The following is a 14,478-nucleotide window of genomic DNA, read 5'->3' on the forward strand; positions in this document are numbered from 1 at the left end:
TTTCTAGTAGCTTTCGAGCTACCGCAAAGGCCCTCGCGCAGGCTCCGCCATTCTCGAAACCCCTGCTGCGAAGTCCGCCGTAGATACGGATAATGGCACGCATGGCTCAAACCTCATCGACATCGCTCAAGCACATGTGGGAAACCCGCCCGCGGCGCATCACGAAAGACCAAGGTGGTCGGGCCGTATTCGGCGGTGTGTGCACCGGTTTCGGTGCCCGCTACGGCTACGACCCGGTGGCGGTGCGTATCGCGTTTGTGCTCACCGGGTTTATTTTCGGCGGTGGCATCTTCGCATACCTGCTGTGCTGGCTGCTCATGCCGCGTCTTGGGGAGGACATGAGCCCGGGCCGGGCGATCTTTACCCGCAAGGATCAGCGCAGCCCCATCGAGCAGAAGGAGTGCCGCACCGGCTGGCTGCTTCTGCTCGGGCTGATCATTTTCATCCCGGCGGCGGCTGACGCAGGCGATAACCGTGTGACCTTTGGCGTGTACGTGATGTTGCTGTTCATGTGGGTTTTCGCCTACGCCGAAAACCCGACGCCACCCGAGCAATGGCGTGACGACGACCTCGTGTGGCGCGACCAGAAACGCCGCCGCGGGTTCAGGCGCTAGCGGTAGCGCTTCGGCACATCCGGCGCGCCGAGCGTGAGCATGAGACGGTTGGCCCAGTTGAAGAAGGCCGACGAGTTGATCACGTCGATGATTGCCAGATCATCCAACCCGACCTCGCGCAGCGCCTCGACGTGCTCGGCACCGAAAGCAAACGGCGTGCGGGTCAGCGCAACCGCAGCCTGGCGGATCGCGTCCCAGGTGTCAGAGCCAAGGTCCGCCTCCACGCCTTCGTCCAGGAGACGGTCGATCGCCTCCGCGTCGCCGCCTTCCTCCTTCGAACGTGCCTGGTGCACGGATGCGCAGTACTCGCAGCCGTTCAAACGGGACGCGACGGTAGCGGCAAGTTCGCGCTCGGCACGGCCCAGGCCACCTTCGGTGTTGTAGAAGATGTCCAGGTCGGTCAGGGTGCGCGCTTTGAGCGCCTGCGGGTCGCGGGCGAGTAGGCGGAAGTACTCCATGCCGATGCGCTCCCGCTTGATCAGGGCGTCGCGCTGCTCGTCGGTGAATTCGGACTCTTCAAGTGGCGCCACCCACGGCTTCCACCCCAGGGAGTGGCTGACAAACTTCTCGGGTGCGACGACCTCCGGTTGCAGGGTCGCCGCTGCGGGAGTCCAGCCCGGGTCGGCGACACCAGCGGCGCGCTCAACAGCAGCATCGCCAGCACCCGAACCACCCGCAGCCGCTCCCCCAGCCAGCACCTGCACACCGTGTGCAACGCGCAGCTGGAACGCAACGAACGAGATGAGTTGGCCGAGTGAGACGATCGCGTCCTCGCTGTAGCCAGCGGTCTGCAGGTGGCCGATCGCAGCCGGGGAAGCGTCCTTCGGGTGGAAGGTCAGCAGGTGGGCGAAGTCGAAGGCGGCGGCGAGTGCGTCGTCGCCGAAGGTGACAAAGTCCCCGCCCGCGTACGGGCCGGTGGACACACCTGCGCGCACCGCGTCTTCGACCACGGCAACGAGCGCCTCGTCTTCGTCGGCAAGCAAATCCGCGTAGAACTCCGCGGCACGCTGTGCACCGGAAATGCCGGCGACGAAGGCGGCGACGGCATAGCGGGTGGATACCGGCAGGGCCTCGATCAGCGCCGGGTTGGTGGGCTCAAACAGGGCCTCGAAGCTGCGCTGGGCGTTTTCTACGGCTTCGGGTCGGCGGCGGCGCAGTTCGGCAAGGTCGGCCGGGGTTTCTGCGAGCAGGTCGATAATGTCGTTAGACAACAAACTCTCCTAACTGTCGGGCACGGAAGACGGTGCCGGGGATGGCATCGATAAGTTCACGAGTGACATCGTCGTGCGGGTGCGAGAACACTTCGTCGGTGGGGCCATATTCCACTTGTTGGCCGCGGCTGAACACACTCACGGTATCCGAGATCTGGCGCACCACTGCCAGGTCGTGGGAGATGAACACGTAGGTCAGCCCTAATTCGCGCTGGAGGTTTTCCAGCAGTTCCAGGATCTGTGCCTGCACGGTCACATCGAGTGCGGAGACGGCCTCGTCGAGCACCACGAGTTCCGGCTCAACGATCAGCGCGCGGGCGATAGCGACGCGTTGGCGCTGCCCGCCGGACAGTTGCGCCGGGGTGCGCGTGGCGAACCGCTCCGGATCAAGCGCCACGCGCTCCAAGTACTCGTTGGCGCGCGCAAGGCTTTCGCGTTTCGACGCCCCCGCGAGGTTGCGCAGTGGCTCCGCCACAATCTCGCCGACCCGCATCTTCGGGTCTAGGGAAGAAAACGGGTTTTGGTACACCATCTGGATGCGGTTGCGGAAGTTGCGCTTCTGCTTCGGGCTCAGCGTGGTCAGTTCCTCGCCGTCGAGGGTGATGCTGCCCTCAGCAGGCTGGTTAAACATGGCGATCGTGCGGCCTGTGGTGGTTTTGCCGGAGCCGGACCCGCCCACCAGCGCATGGGTGGAGCCGCGCGCGACCTCGAAGGAGATATCGGATACGGCGGTGAAGTCGCCGTACTTCACGGCAAGGTTGTCCACGTGCAGGAGGGTGTCGGTGGTGACAGGGGGTCGTCGATACGCATTTGCCACGGACAGCGACGGCACGTTTGCCAGCAGGCGCTTGGAGTAGTCCTGTGTGGGGTTGGTCAGCACTGTGCTCACAGGGCCGTGCTCGACGACGCGGCCGCGCTCCATGATGACCACGTCATCGGCGCGATCGCCCGCCACGGCAAGGTCGTGGGTGATGAAAATGACGCCCAGGCCCAACTCTGCTCGCATCTCGTCGAGCAGGTCAAGGATGGTTTTTTGCACGGTCACGTCGAGTGCGGACGTGGGTTCGTCAGCAATGAGCACCTCGGGCTCGAGCGCCACCGCAGCCGCGATAAGCACGCGCTGCTTCATGCCGCCGGACAACTCGTGCGGGTACTGGTTGTAGCGCTTTTCAGGATCATCGATGCCGACGCGCTCAAGCAGGGCAATTGCTTGACGACGACGCGACGCCGCGTCCCCCACCCCATGAATCTCCAACCCATCCTCCACGGATGCGCCGATGGTTTTCAACGGGTTGAGCGAGTTGTTCGGATCCTGCGGGACCAAACCAATCTTTGCGCCGCGCAGCTCGCGCCGCTCGGCAGCGCTCAGGCTGGCAAGATCCTGGCCCTTAAACCGGATGGAGCCCGCGCGCACGTTGCCGGTGGGACCCAACAAGTCGAGCGCCGCCATGGCGGAAGTGGTCTTGCCAGAGCCGGACTCGCCGACGATCGCGGTCATCTTGCCGGCATCGACAGCAAACGCGATGTTTTCCACGGTCGGCTCGGCATCACCGTACGCAACGGTAAGGCTGTCAACTTCAAGCAGCGGTGTGGTTGCGGTACTCACTTCGCATCACCTTCTGTCTGAATGACCTGGGAGATGTGGTTGGTGGACATCACGGTGGCCACAATGGCCAGACCCGGCAGCAGGATCAGCCACCAGGCGGTGGACATGAAGTCGCGGCCTTCCGCGATCAGCAGGCCCCACTCCGGCACTGGTGGCGGTGCGCCGTAGCCCAGGAAGCCAAGGATGGACAACTGCAGGATTGCGGTGCCGAACTGCAGCGCAGCCAGCGCCAACACTGGGGTCAGCGAGTTGGGCAGCACGTGGCGGAACAACACCTGGGTCTGGGTTGCGCCAGAGCCGTAGGCAGCCTCGACGAAGTCTGCACCGGCAATCTGGATCACCTGCGAACGAGCCAGACGAGCGAACGTGGCCACCGATGTCATACCGACAGCAAACGCCGCCTGCAGCGAACCGAAACCGGTGACGATGATGATGGACAGCGACAGCAAAATGCCCGGGATGGCCAGCAGCACGTCCACGAACCGCATAAGCACGGTCTCTACCCAGCCACGCTGCGTACCTGCAACAAGGCCAATCAAGGTGCCCAGGACCAGGCCGACCACCACGGCGATCAGCGCGCCGAGCAGCGATTGGCGTGCGCCGTAGACCACGCGGGAGTACACGTCGCGCCCCACGGCGTCAGTACCGAAGATGTGCTCACCGTTCGGCGCGAGCAGCGCCACATCCACGCCCTTGTACGGGTCGTAGGTGGCAAACACGCCCGGCAGCAACGCCCACAGGGCAGCGATGACCAGGACGATCAGCGACAGGATCGTCGCCGGCGAGCGCCACCGGCGGTTCTTGCGCGACTTCGCCCGCACGCCAGCGCGCACATTCGCCCGCACGCCAGCGCGCACATTCGCCCGCGCAACAGGATCCGTTGCTGCTTGTGTTGTTTGTGTTGTCATCGGGCGCCCTCCTTCACGGCAGCCTGAGCGGTGCTCTTCTTAGCCTTGTTGCGCTGTTGCCCCGCATCCCGCAGTCGCACATCAAGCACCGGGTAGAGCAGGTCGACGATGAGGTTGATCAGCACGTACGCGGTCGCGGCGATGAGCACCACACCGAGCAGAACCGGCATGTCGCGGCTAGATACCGCGTTGACGGTCAGCGACCCCAACCCGGCGCGGCCGAAGACGGTTTCGGTCACCACTGCTCCGCCGACAAGTTCGCCGAACAGCAGGCCGGCCATGGTGATGGCGGGCAGCAACGAGTTGCGCAGCACGTCGCGCCAGAAGATGCGGGCCTCGCTGGCACCGCGGGCGCGGATGACTTGGACGAATGGTTGGGCGCGGACTTCGTCGATAGACCGGATGAGCACCTGCATCAGCGGCGCCGCCATGGGCACGGCCAGGGTCAGCGACGGCAGGATGAGCCCCTCGAGCGGGGTCGGGTCGACCACGTTGACCCAGCCGAGTTGGAAGGAGAAGAACTGCAGTAGCAGGATCGCGATCCAGAAACCTGGCAGCGACACCATGAACGACGGCAGCGCGCGGAAGAAATTACGCACCGCACCACCACCCGGCAGCGTGGCCACATAGGCGGTCAGCAGCGCGACGATGATGGCAAGTCCTATCGAGGTCGCCGCAAGCGCAAACGTGTGTGGCGCAGCGTCGACGATGAGGTCGAACACCGGCGTGCCCGAGGCAACCGAGAACCCCAGGTTGCCGGTAAACAGCCCGGCAAGGGTGGCCAGGTACTGCTCGACGAGCGGTTTGTCCACGCCCATCTGCTCGCGGATCTCCTCGATCTCTGCCTGGGACAGCCCAAGCGCGGGGTCCGCATAGCGCGCGGCCACGCCGTCCGATGGCAGGGCGGAAAGCAGGAAGAACGCAAGCGTGTAGGCAAGCAGCAGCACGAGCAGCGCCTGCCCAACGCGTTTCAGCACAGTGTTACTCATTTAGTTGTCCTCCCCATCACGGTCGAAGTACACCGAGTAGAAACTCGGGCGGGCCACCGATTCGGTAACAAAGCCCTTCACGTGTGGCGCAAGTGCGTACACCTGCGGCTCCTCGAACAACGGCAGCACGTAGGCCTGTTCTGTGAGGTAGTCCTGCACCGCCTTCGACGCGGCCGCACGGCCCGCATCGTCCGGTGTGGAAACCACCTTCTGCAGCAGTTCCTCGAGTTTGGCATCCACTGGGGTGCCATCTCCTGCGTTGTTCAGCAGCGAGTCGCGGCGGTTCACCGACAAGTGCGACTCAATCACGTCATAATCCGCACGCCCCACCATCGTGTGCATCAACTGCACGCGGTTGATGTCCTTCTGCGCTGCGTTTTGCGTGGCACGATCACCGGCCACCATGTTCAACTCAATGCCGAGGTCACGCAGGTCCGACTGCACCATCGTGACAATCTCTTTCGAGCGCGGCTGCGGCAGCGCGTGGTTGACCGACAGGCTCAACCGCTGCCCGTCTTTCACGCGGATGCCGTCGGGGCCGGGGGTCCAGCCGGCGTCGTGGAGAAGCGCACGCGCACGATCCGGATCGAACGTGTACGCGCCGGGCTGCTCCGCGTAGCCAAGGGCACTCGAGGTCATCGACGACGTGGCCAGCGGGTAGGAATCCGACAGCAGAATGCGGATGATCTCTTCACGGTTGATGCCGTGGATAATCGCCTTGCGTACTCGAATGTCCTGCAGCAACGGGTGGTTAAACCGCATGGCCAATTGGTTGTTCATGCCGTTGGTGGCAGAGGCAACCACCTGCACACCCTGGTCTTTCAGGTGCCGCTCCACTGGCGGAGAGATCGTGCGCGCGGCGTCCGCTTGGCCGGACAGCAACGCGCCGGAGCGGACGGCTTCTTCGGCGGCGAAGGTGTAGTGGATGCCGTCAATGCGCGCCCGGCCCTGGTGCTCGAGCGACGGTGGCGCCCAGTCGTAATCCTCGCGCGTTTTCAGCACGAGGTCAGTGCCCAGCGTTTCACTATCGACGACAAAGGGGCCCGAACCGATCACATTCGCCGCCCCGCCTGGGCCGAAATCCTCGTTGCGCAGCTGCAGGGAGGAATCCGCCAGCAGGCCCGCGTTGTACGAGGACGTAGCCTGCGCAAACCCTGGCGACGGTGCGGTGAAGTGGAAGCGAACCGTGTCCTCGTCGACAACTTCGCCGTAGTCGTAGTTGGAGATCTGCTCCGAGACGTTGAGCAGGCGATCCTTGTCGCCCTGGCCGTAGAGGTCGAAGTTGTCCACGATGTTCTGCGCGGTCATCGGTGTGCCGTCGGAGTAGGTCACATCCGTGCGGATATCGAAGGTGAACACGGTGGCGTCCTCGTTGATCTCCGGCAGGTCGGTGGCAATCCACGGCTGGAGTTCGAGCGTTTCAGGGTCTTGGTAGAGCAACCTGTCTGTTAACTGATTGACCACACCGCCGTTGGGGTAAAACCCGGCAGCCGGCGGGTAGAGGCTGTTAAACCAGTTGGATTCCAGGTAGGTGAGCACATTGTCACCCTCTGCGTGAGATTCAGCGCCACCCCCTGCGGTGCAGCCGCTCAGCAGGGCAACTGCACCTACAAGTACAACTGGGGCCGCGACCGTTTTCTTCGGCACGTTATCGTCCTCTTTTCCCTTGTGGTTTTCGGCACCATACCACTTTTAGACAATTCGGTTCTTTCTTAATAGACTGCGCAGTCTATACACGTTATAAAGATTCATCGAAATCGTGGAGGTACATCGCTGTGGGAGCAGACATCGCCATCGTCGGAGCAGGACCGCGAGGCATCTCCATCACCGAGCGCATCGCAGCCTTCCTCAACGACCGTGGCGCTACACCACTGACGTTGCACATCATCGACGACGCCCAGCTCGGTGCCGGCCGCATCTGGGACACCGAACAAACCCGCACACTGTGCATGAACACCCTGGCTGGCGCGGTAACCCTGTTCACTGAGCCCGGCGCGACCGTCACCGCACCTGTGCTCGAAGGCCCCACCATGTTTGAGTGGATCCAGGCGCTTCGCGGCGAATTCGCGCATCCGCTTATCAGCGACCACCCGCCGGCCGTCCCCAGCACCTTCGACGCTGAAATCCGTGTGACGCGACCTGAATCTAATCCTTCGCGTGCGTTGTATGGCGAGTACTTGCGCTGGGTGTGGCAGGTTGCGCTGGCCGAGCTGCCGGACTCTGTCACCGTGGTTGAGCACCAGTCCCGCGCGATGTCGCTGTACAGCGACGGAGGCCGAGACGCGATCTTGCTTGCGGACGGCACCCTGATCCACGCCGACGCCACCGTGGTTGCCTCCGGCTGGGTGCTGCCCGCCCCGACCCCGGCGCAGCAGGCGTTTGCCAAATCTGGCTTGACCTACATTCCGCCCGGCAACCCGGTTGAGCAGGACGTGGACCGCATCGGCGAGGGCGAGCGCCTGCTCGTGCGTGGCATGGGCATGGGCTTTTTCGACCTCATGGCGCTGACCACCATCAACCGCGGCGGCCGCTTCTTCGAAGACGACACGGCCCGCTCCGGTTTGCGTTACGACGCCACCGGCGAGGAACCCCACTTCATCGTTACCTCTGGCCGCGGCTACCCCTACCTGCCCAAGTCCGAGTACAACTCGCTGCCGCCAAAGGCCGATCTGTCACGCCTGCGCGCCGCTATCGATGCCAACCCTGCCGAGCCCGGCACAGGCACTTTGTCGTTCGGCCGCACCCTGTGGCCAGCGCTCGCCCGCGATGCCTTCGCCGAGTACTACCGCACCCTCGCGCGCGTGCGCCCCGAGGCGCTGAAGGTGCCGCTCGAGGAGATCATCACGCGTATCGACGACACCGACCTGGCCGTCCACGCCTCCCCCGAGGACATCCTGCCGGTCGCCCGCGCCCTGACCGAAGCACTCGAGGGCACAAGCACCGAACCGTTCGACATGGCTGCCTGGGTCGACCCGCCCGCCGGCACGGAAGATCTCAGCCTGGACGAACTCCAGCGCGTGGTCACCGACTCCATGGCGGGCGACATCGCCGAGGCCGTCGCCGCCTGGGACTCCCCGATCAAGGCCGGGCTGTGGGCGATTTCAGCCGGCCGCAAACCCAGCGCCATCGCCACCGAAAACGGCAAAGGCACCCCGGAGGTGGCCCGCTCGCAGTACATGGCGTTCGGTCAGATGGTCGGCTCCGGCCCGCCACTGTTCCGCACGCGCGAACTGCTTGCACTTGCCGACGCTGGCCTGGTGACGTTCCTGGGCCCGCAGCCGGTCGTCGATACGCAAGATGGCGCATTCACCGCGACCAGCCACGGGCGCAGCGCCACCGCGACCGCACTCGCCGACGCGTTCCTGCCTGGCCCGGACATCCGCAACACCAAGGACCCGCTGGTGCGTTCGCTTATCGACGCCAACCGTATCCGCCCCTTCGCCCACACCGCCTCACCTGAAACCGACGATGCCACCCGCCGCGCCGTCCACCCCGACGGCACCTTGGATCCCCGCCTGCACATCGTGGGCATCCCCACCGGTAAGCAGTGGGCGGACACGACGATCTCGCCGATGCCGGGCACGAACCCGCTCATGCTGCAAGAAACCGACAAAACTGCGTTGTCGCTGCTCACCCAGGCGCGCGTGCTCTAGGCCTGTTCTAGGCCGGCACTAGATTAAGCGAACGTGTTATCGTCTACCTACATTCATTCGTTTTCGAGAATTCAGAAAGAGGTTTTTCCTTGAAGTTTGGAACTAAGCTTGCTACTTCTATCGCTCTAGCTTCTGTGCTCGTACCAATGCCAGTCGCTACGTCCGCAGAGATTTCTCAGAACGAGGTTCAGCAGCCAACTAGCACCGGGGCGGGAAATGATGTCCTTGAGGAAAGGATTGCTAAGGCACAAGAGGAGCGACAAGCGCTTCTCGTAATCAATGACGCTGATGAGAGCGGATATTCCGCTGAAGTAGTAAACGGTAACGTTCGCAAAGAAGCGGACACAGTATTTGTAGAAAGCCCGAAGGGCGAAGAAGAAGCTCTGCCCACTTCAAAGACTCTCACTACTGGAGAGAAAGTAAACATCGAATACTCGGTTGAAGGTGACCAGATCACTGCAAAGTATTCAACGAACGTTGATCCAGAGTTAGTCGATGCCGCCCTCATTCAACCTCGGTCTACTGCTGGGTGTGTGGGGGCCATCCTCGTAGGGATCGGAGGGACTACAGCATCTGCAGTCGGAGTCGCCACTGCGCCGCTCACAGGTCCTATTGGCCCTATGATGGCTGCAGCTACCATGGCAACCGCATCTGGTTCTATCGTAACCGCTGCTGATCAGTGCGGATAAATATAAGTACCACGAACAGTAAGGAACGAAATGAGCCTTGGACGCAGAATGCTGATCATTGCGTTGAGTACGAACATTGCCATGCTTTGTTTAGTGAGTGCTGTTCTCCAGATAGTTCTGCCGAACGATGCACCGCAGTGGCTCATCTTTGGAAATATTGTTGTCTTCGTAGCGTGTGTCTACTACACATACAAAGCAGTGACGGTGTGGCCGGATGAAGAAAAGGCAGCCACAATTAGTTGATTGCCAAATTTCCTGGAGCGCTACCCTAAGTCGCGCGCAACCGCCCACCGGGTCAACTGGTGGCGGTTCGACGTCTGCGTCTTGCGCAAAATGTTGGAGGCGTGCGTCTCCACCGTCTTCACCGAAATGAACAGCCGCTCGGCGATTTCCTTGTAGGTGTAACCACGCGCAAGCAGCCGCAACACCTCAAGTTCACGCCGGGTCAGCGAGTCCACCGCCGGGTCGTCCTCCTCCACAACCGGACCAGAGGCAAACGCGTCGAGCACAAACCCGGCAAGCCGTGGCGAGAAGTACGCGTCCCCGCCACGCACCCGCTCAATCGCCTCCGCAAGCTCCTCACCTGCGATGTTCTTGGTCACGTATCCGCGTGCCCCTGCACGGATCAGCGCGATGACATCCTCGGCAGCGTCGGAGACGCTCAGCGCCAAATACGAAGGTCCCGGCGCGCGCTTGAGCACAGCCAACCCGCCGCCGTCGGGCATGTGCACGTCCAGCAACACCACATCCGGGCGCTCCTTTTCGATCCCGCGCACCGCCTCCGCAACCGTGCCCGCCTCCCCAACGATGTCCAGCTGACCGTCGCCTGCGGCAGCCAGTTCGGCCTTCACTCCGGCCCGAAACACCGAGTGGTCGTCTACTAAAAACACGCGCGTCATAGGTCTAACGCTAGTTCGATCTCGGAGCCATTGCCTATCGACGACACCACGTTAACCTCTCCCCCAACCCGCTCAACCCGGCCCACGATGGAATCGCGCAGCCCGTGCCGGTCCGCCGGCACCGCATCCGGGTCGAAGCCGGCACCCCGATCGCGCACAAACACTTCGAGCCTGCCCGCGAGGTGCTCCGCGTAGACGTCGATCGTGTCCACCCCCGCATGCTTTGCGGCGTTGACCATCGCTTCTCGGGCGGCAAGCACGACTGCTTCGGTGCGCTCATCGAAAGGAATGTCCTCGCCCACCGTGACCGGTTGAATCACGACCCCATAGGCGTCCTCCACCTCGCCCGCAGCTTTCTGCAACGCGGCGAAGGTGGTGGTGTGGTTGGACACGGTGTCGTCGAAAAGCCATGCCCGAAGTTCGCGCTCCTGACCACGGGCAAGGCGCACCACCTCGTCCGGATCATCCGCCTGGCGCTGAATCAGCGCCAGAGTCTGCAGCACCGAATCGTGCAGGCGCGAGGCGATCTCCGCGCGCTGATCCGCCACCGCCTTCGCCTCACGCTCCGCGACAAGCGAGTTGGTCAGCTTGGCAATCAGCGGCACCACAAGCACCCCCACACCCAACACCGTCACCAGCACGGAAACAACCACGCCTGCAACCCCGGCGCTCTCCCCAAGCAATGCCACAGCGAGCACCCCGCTCATGATCAACAGCGCGCCTAAAGTCAACGCGGCGATGTTGCCCCACGAATCCGTACCGCGGTCGTACGCCTGCAACGCAATGACCGCACCGACGATGAGCACGCCGATGATGAACACCACCGTGGAACCCGCGCCGGAGGAAATCTGCAGCGACGTCAACGCACCAGCGAAACCTGCAAGCACCAGGAAGATGTCGAGCGCACTCGGGCGCTGCCGCGGCGCGGCACCTTCAGCAACCGGGGTAAACACCCACAGACCTGCGTACAGCAGCACGCCGAAGCCACCAGCGAAACTCGCCGCAACCAAAAACAGACGCACCCATTTCACGTCCACCCCGAGCAGGTCAGCCGCCCCGGACGCCACGCCAGCAATAACGCGGCGGGAACGATCACGGGTCAGCCGAGGATACAACGCAGACATGTCCCCTATCGTTGCACGGCAACCCCCTCAGGCACATCGGGGTAAACCCTGAGATGAAAAATCAGGGTCGTTCCCGATACCGCGCTTGGCGTTGCCTCGCAACAATAGAAGCCATGGAAACCAACACACTGAAGCGCATGTGGGAGACCCGCCCGCCCCGCATCCCACAAGACCAGGGCGGTAAGGCCGTCGTCGGCGGTGTCTGCGAAGGCATCGGTGCCCGCTACCAAATCGACCCAACGCTCATCCGCGTCCTGTTCGTCGTATTGTCAATCGCCTTCGGCGGTGGCCTGTTCCTTTACTTGCTGTGCTGGATCAATATGCCCCGCTTCGGGCTGACCCGCACCCCAGCAACTTCGATCGCCACCCCGAAAGAGCAGCTGACCAAGGTAGAGAAGAAAGAGCGCGACACCGGCTGGCTGCTGCTCCTCGGGCTTGTCATCTTCTTCCCCTCCGTTGCTGTTGCCAGCGACCTGCGCGGTGTTTTGGTTACCTTCGCGCTCTTCGCGCTCGGCTGGTACCTCGCCTACCAGCGCCAGCCAGAGGCACCGGAGGGACTCGTGGTGGGCGTGGAGTCGCAGACAAGCAAAGGCCCTGTTGTGGACACCTCCCACCTGACCGTGCCGGAAGGTTACGAACACCCCGGGCAGAAACCACCCGCATGGGACCCACTCGGCGCGGCACCTGAGCTGTGGCACCTGCCGGACCCTATCGAGCCGGCTCCGGAGCGTGCGCAACCAAAGAAGCGCTACTGGCTGTGGATCCCCGTCACACTGGTGCTAACAACGGCAACGATGTTTGCGCTGGGGGTAACCAGCGAAGTGCGACTTGGCAATTACAGCCGCTTCGGCAGCGCGTACATCACCGTGTACGACGTCGACGAGCTACCAGACCAAATGGGCACCAGCGGCTTCATCGGCGAGTCATACATCGACTTCACCGATCTCGAACCGCTGAGTGAGCCGAAAACGGTCAACATTGCGAACAACATCGGCAGCACCGATATCATCCTGCCGGAAAACGTCCCCGTCGACATCAACTGCAAGGTGAACATCGGCGAGGCCGCATGCCCCGAAGAACGACAAAACGCGGACACAGACAGCGCACTACTGACGATCAACGTGTCGCAGCGCGTCGGATCCGTGTCCGCGTACTACGCCCGCGAGGACGCGGGCGAAGGAAACTGACTTACTCCCACTCGATGGTGGCCGGTGGCTTGGATGTCACGTCCAGCACCACGCGGTTGACGTCAGCCACCTCGTTGGTGATGCGGGTAGAGATCACCTCAAGCGTCTCGTACGGGATGCGCACCCAGTCCGCGGTCATCGCGTCCTCAGATGCGACCGGGCGAAGCACGATCGGGTGACCGTAGGTGCGGCCATCGCCCTGCACACCAACCGAACGCACGTCGGCCAACAGCACGACCGGGCACTGCCAGATCTGGTCATCCAGGCCAGCCTTGGTCAGCTCCTCGCGAGCAATCGCATCAGCAGCGCGCAGGGTTTCCAGGCGCTCCTCGGTGACCTCACCAATGATGCGGATACCCAAGCCCGGGCCCGGGAACGGCTGACGGTTCACGATCACCTCAGGCAGGCCGAGCTCGCGGCCGACCGCGCGGACCTCGTCCTTAAACAGCAGGCGAAGCGGCTCGACGAGTTCGAACTCCACGTCATCCGGCAGGCCACCGACGTTGTGGTGGCTCTTGATGTTCGCGGTGCCGGTGCCGCCGCCGGACTCCACCACGTCCGGATACAGGGTGCCCTGCACCAGGTAATCCACCTTGTGGTCCGACAGCACATCAGCCACGGCGCGCTCGAAGGAACGGATGAACTCCGCACCGATCGCCTTACGCTTGGCCTCCGGCTCGGTCACGCCGGCAAGCTTGTCCAGGAAGGCCTTGCGCTCATCCACAGTGACCAGCTTCGCGCCGGTCGCGGCGACGAAGTCCTTCTCCACCTGCTCGCGCTCACCCTGACGCAGCAGACCGTGATCCACGAACACACAGGTCAAACGGTCACCAATAGCGCGCTGCACAAGCGCTGCTGCCACGGCGGAATCCACGCCGCCAGACAGGCCGCAGATGGCGTAGCCGTCGCCGACTTGGTTACGGACATCGTCGATAAGCTGCTGCGCAATATTCGACGCCGTCCAGTTCTGCTCCAGACCAGCAATCTCCGTGAGGAAGCGGGTCAGCACCTCCTGACCGTGCGGCGAGTGCATCACCTCCGGGTGGTACTGCACACCAGCAAACTTGCGCTCCGCGTGCTCAAACGCAGCAACCGGCGCACCCGGGGTCGAGGCAGTGACTTCAAAGCCCTCCGGTGCCTGCGTCACAGAATCGCCGTGGGACATCCACACCGGGTGCTCATCCAGGCCAGCGTGCAGCACGCCACCCTTGACAGCCATCGCCGTGCGGCCGTACTCGCGGGCACCGGTCTCCTCGACCTTGCCGCCGAGCGCCTGCGTCATCACCTGGAAGCCATAGCAAATACCAAAGATCGGCAGCCCCAGCTCAAAGATCTCCGGATCGAGCTGCGGGGCACCCTCCGCGTACACCGACGACGGCCCACCGGAGAGCACCAACGCCTGCGGGTTCTTCTCACGAACCTCCGCAGCCGTAATAGTCGACGGCACAACCTCCGAGAACACATGCGCCTCGCGCACACGGCGGGCGATCAACTGCGCGTATTGCGCACCAAAATCAACGACAAGAACAGGGCGTTTCTGAGCGGTAGTCACGGCCCAAATACTAGCTGATGGCATATAAATCCGAATATATTGTCCA

13 protein-coding genes are annotated in these 14,478 nt (G+C 63.1%); 5 read left to right on the forward strand and 8 right to left on the reverse strand.

The window, feature by feature from the left end:
• The first annotated feature begins 101 nt into the window (after positions 1-101).
• The gene (locus HMPREF2656_RS00730) at positions 102-614 is read left to right on the forward strand and encodes a PspC domain-containing protein (RefSeq protein ID WP_070815582.1); all 513 of its coding nucleotides are present in this window, start codon (positions 102-104) and stop codon (positions 612-614) included.
• Here the strand turns inward: HMPREF2656_RS00730 and HMPREF2656_RS00735 are convergent.
• From HMPREF2656_RS00735 to HMPREF2656_RS00755, 5 genes are read right to left on the reverse strand one after another with little or no spacing between them, the layout of a single operon-like run.
• Complete coding sequence (locus tag HMPREF2656_RS00735) at positions 611-1,825, reverse strand: alkylhydroperoxidase domain protein (RefSeq protein ID WP_070815583.1); 1,215 nt, start codon at positions 1,823-1,825, stop codon at positions 611-613. The genes HMPREF2656_RS00730 and HMPREF2656_RS00735 overlap by 4 nt on opposite strands.
• Positions 1,818-3,431: a dipeptide ABC transporter ATP-binding protein gene (locus HMPREF2656_RS00740; RefSeq protein WP_070815584.1), complete on the reverse strand. Its 1,614-nt coding sequence runs from the start codon at positions 3,429-3,431 to the stop codon at positions 1,818-1,820. The genes HMPREF2656_RS00735 and HMPREF2656_RS00740 overlap by 8 nt, the downstream gene beginning before the upstream one ends.
• Entirely contained in the window at positions 3,428-4,276 is an 849-nt protein-coding gene (locus HMPREF2656_RS00745; RefSeq protein ID WP_070815652.1) for an ABC transporter permease, read from the reverse strand. Before HMPREF2656_RS00745 ends, HMPREF2656_RS00740 begins: the two co-directional genes overlap by 4 nt.
• A 59-nt stretch (positions 4,277-4,335) precedes the next feature.
• Positions 4,336-5,328 carry an ABC transporter permease gene (locus HMPREF2656_RS00750; RefSeq protein WP_070815585.1) on the reverse strand — a complete coding sequence of 331 codons (993 nt, stop codon included), beginning with the start codon at positions 5,326-5,328 and terminating at the stop codon, positions 4,336-4,338.
• Positions 5,329-6,975 carry a TIGR04028 family ABC transporter substrate-binding protein gene (locus tag HMPREF2656_RS00755; protein ID WP_070815586.1) on the reverse strand — a complete coding sequence of 549 codons (1,647 nt, stop codon included), beginning with the start codon at positions 6,973-6,975 and terminating at the stop codon, positions 5,329-5,331.
• 128 nt (positions 6,976-7,103) lie between these two features.
• Here HMPREF2656_RS00755 and HMPREF2656_RS00760 point away from each other — a divergent pair, with 128 nt between their 5' ends.
• From HMPREF2656_RS00760 to HMPREF2656_RS00765, 3 genes are all read left to right on the forward strand, one after another.
• A complete protein-coding gene (locus tag HMPREF2656_RS00760; RefSeq protein WP_371440638.1) occupies positions 7,104-8,981 on the forward strand; it encodes an FAD/NAD(P)-binding protein in 1,878 nt (625 codons plus the stop codon).
• 89 nt (positions 8,982-9,070) lie between these two features.
• Positions 9,071-9,670, forward strand: coding sequence for a hypothetical protein (locus HMPREF2656_RS12360; protein WP_224213059.1), 600 nt, complete (start codon positions 9,071-9,073; stop codon positions 9,668-9,670).
• A 30-nt stretch (positions 9,671-9,700) separates the two neighbouring features.
• Positions 9,701-9,913, forward strand: coding sequence for a hypothetical protein (locus tag HMPREF2656_RS00765; RefSeq protein ID WP_224213060.1), 213 nt, complete (start codon positions 9,701-9,703; stop codon positions 9,911-9,913).
• A gap of 20 nt (positions 9,914-9,933) precedes the next feature.
• Here the strand turns inward: HMPREF2656_RS00765 and HMPREF2656_RS00770 are convergent, their stop codons facing one another.
• Complete coding sequence (locus HMPREF2656_RS00770) at positions 9,934-10,569, reverse strand: LuxR C-terminal-related transcriptional regulator (RefSeq protein ID WP_070422782.1); 636 nt, start codon at positions 10,567-10,569, stop codon at positions 9,934-9,936.
• Positions 10,566-11,693: an ATP-binding protein gene (locus HMPREF2656_RS00775; RefSeq protein ID WP_070482456.1), complete on the reverse strand. Its 1,128-nt coding sequence runs from the start codon at positions 11,691-11,693 to the stop codon at positions 10,566-10,568. Before HMPREF2656_RS00775 ends, HMPREF2656_RS00770 begins: the two co-directional genes overlap by 4 nt.
• A 113-nt stretch (positions 11,694-11,806) precedes the next feature.
• Here HMPREF2656_RS00775 and HMPREF2656_RS00780 point away from each other — a divergent pair, with 113 nt between their 5' ends.
• A complete protein-coding gene (locus HMPREF2656_RS00780; protein WP_070422780.1) occupies positions 11,807-12,880 on the forward strand; it encodes a PspC domain-containing protein in 1,074 nt (357 codons plus the stop codon).
• A 1-nt stretch (position 12,881) separates the two neighbouring features.
• Here HMPREF2656_RS00780 and guaA read toward each other — a convergent pair whose 3' ends face one another.
• Positions 12,882-14,456, reverse strand: a complete 1,575-nt coding sequence (guaA, locus tag HMPREF2656_RS00785; RefSeq protein ID WP_141760959.1) for a glutamine-hydrolyzing GMP synthase — start codon at positions 14,454-14,456, stop codon at positions 12,882-12,884.
• Positions 14,457-14,478: the final 22 nt, after the last annotated feature.

Origin of the sequence: Corynebacterium sp. HMSC034B08, assembly GCF_001835805.1 — a bacterium.
Lineage (GTDB): Bacteria > Actinomycetota > Actinomycetes > Mycobacteriales > Mycobacteriaceae > Corynebacterium > Corynebacterium coyleae.

Excerpts from the sequence above, each read along its gene's own strand:
- HMPREF2656_RS00730 (WP_070815582.1), top strand. The coding sequence starts at position 102 with ATGGCTCAAACCTCATCGACATCGCTCAAGCACATGTGGGAAACCCGC.
- HMPREF2656_RS00750 (WP_070815585.1), bottom strand. The coding sequence starts at position 5,328 with ATGAGTAACACTGTGCTGAAACGCGTTGGGCAGGCGCTGCTCGTGCTG.
- HMPREF2656_RS00765 (WP_224213060.1), top strand. The coding sequence starts at position 9,701 with ATGAGCCTTGGACGCAGAATGCTGATCATTGCGTTGAGTACGAACATT.
- HMPREF2656_RS00770 (WP_070422782.1), bottom strand. The coding sequence starts at position 10,569 with ATGACGCGCGTGTTTTTAGTAGACGACCACTCGGTGTTTCGGGCCGGA.
- HMPREF2656_RS00775 (WP_070482456.1), bottom strand. The coding sequence starts at position 11,693 with ATGTCTGCGTTGTATCCTCGGCTGACCCGTGATCGTTCCCGCCGCGTT.
- HMPREF2656_RS00780 (WP_070422780.1), top strand. The coding sequence starts at position 11,807 with ATGGAAACCAACACACTGAAGCGCATGTGGGAGACCCGCCCGCCCCGC.
- guaA (WP_141760959.1), bottom strand. The coding sequence starts at position 14,456 with ATGCCATCAGCTAGTATTTGGGCCGTGACTACCGCTCAGAAACGCCCT.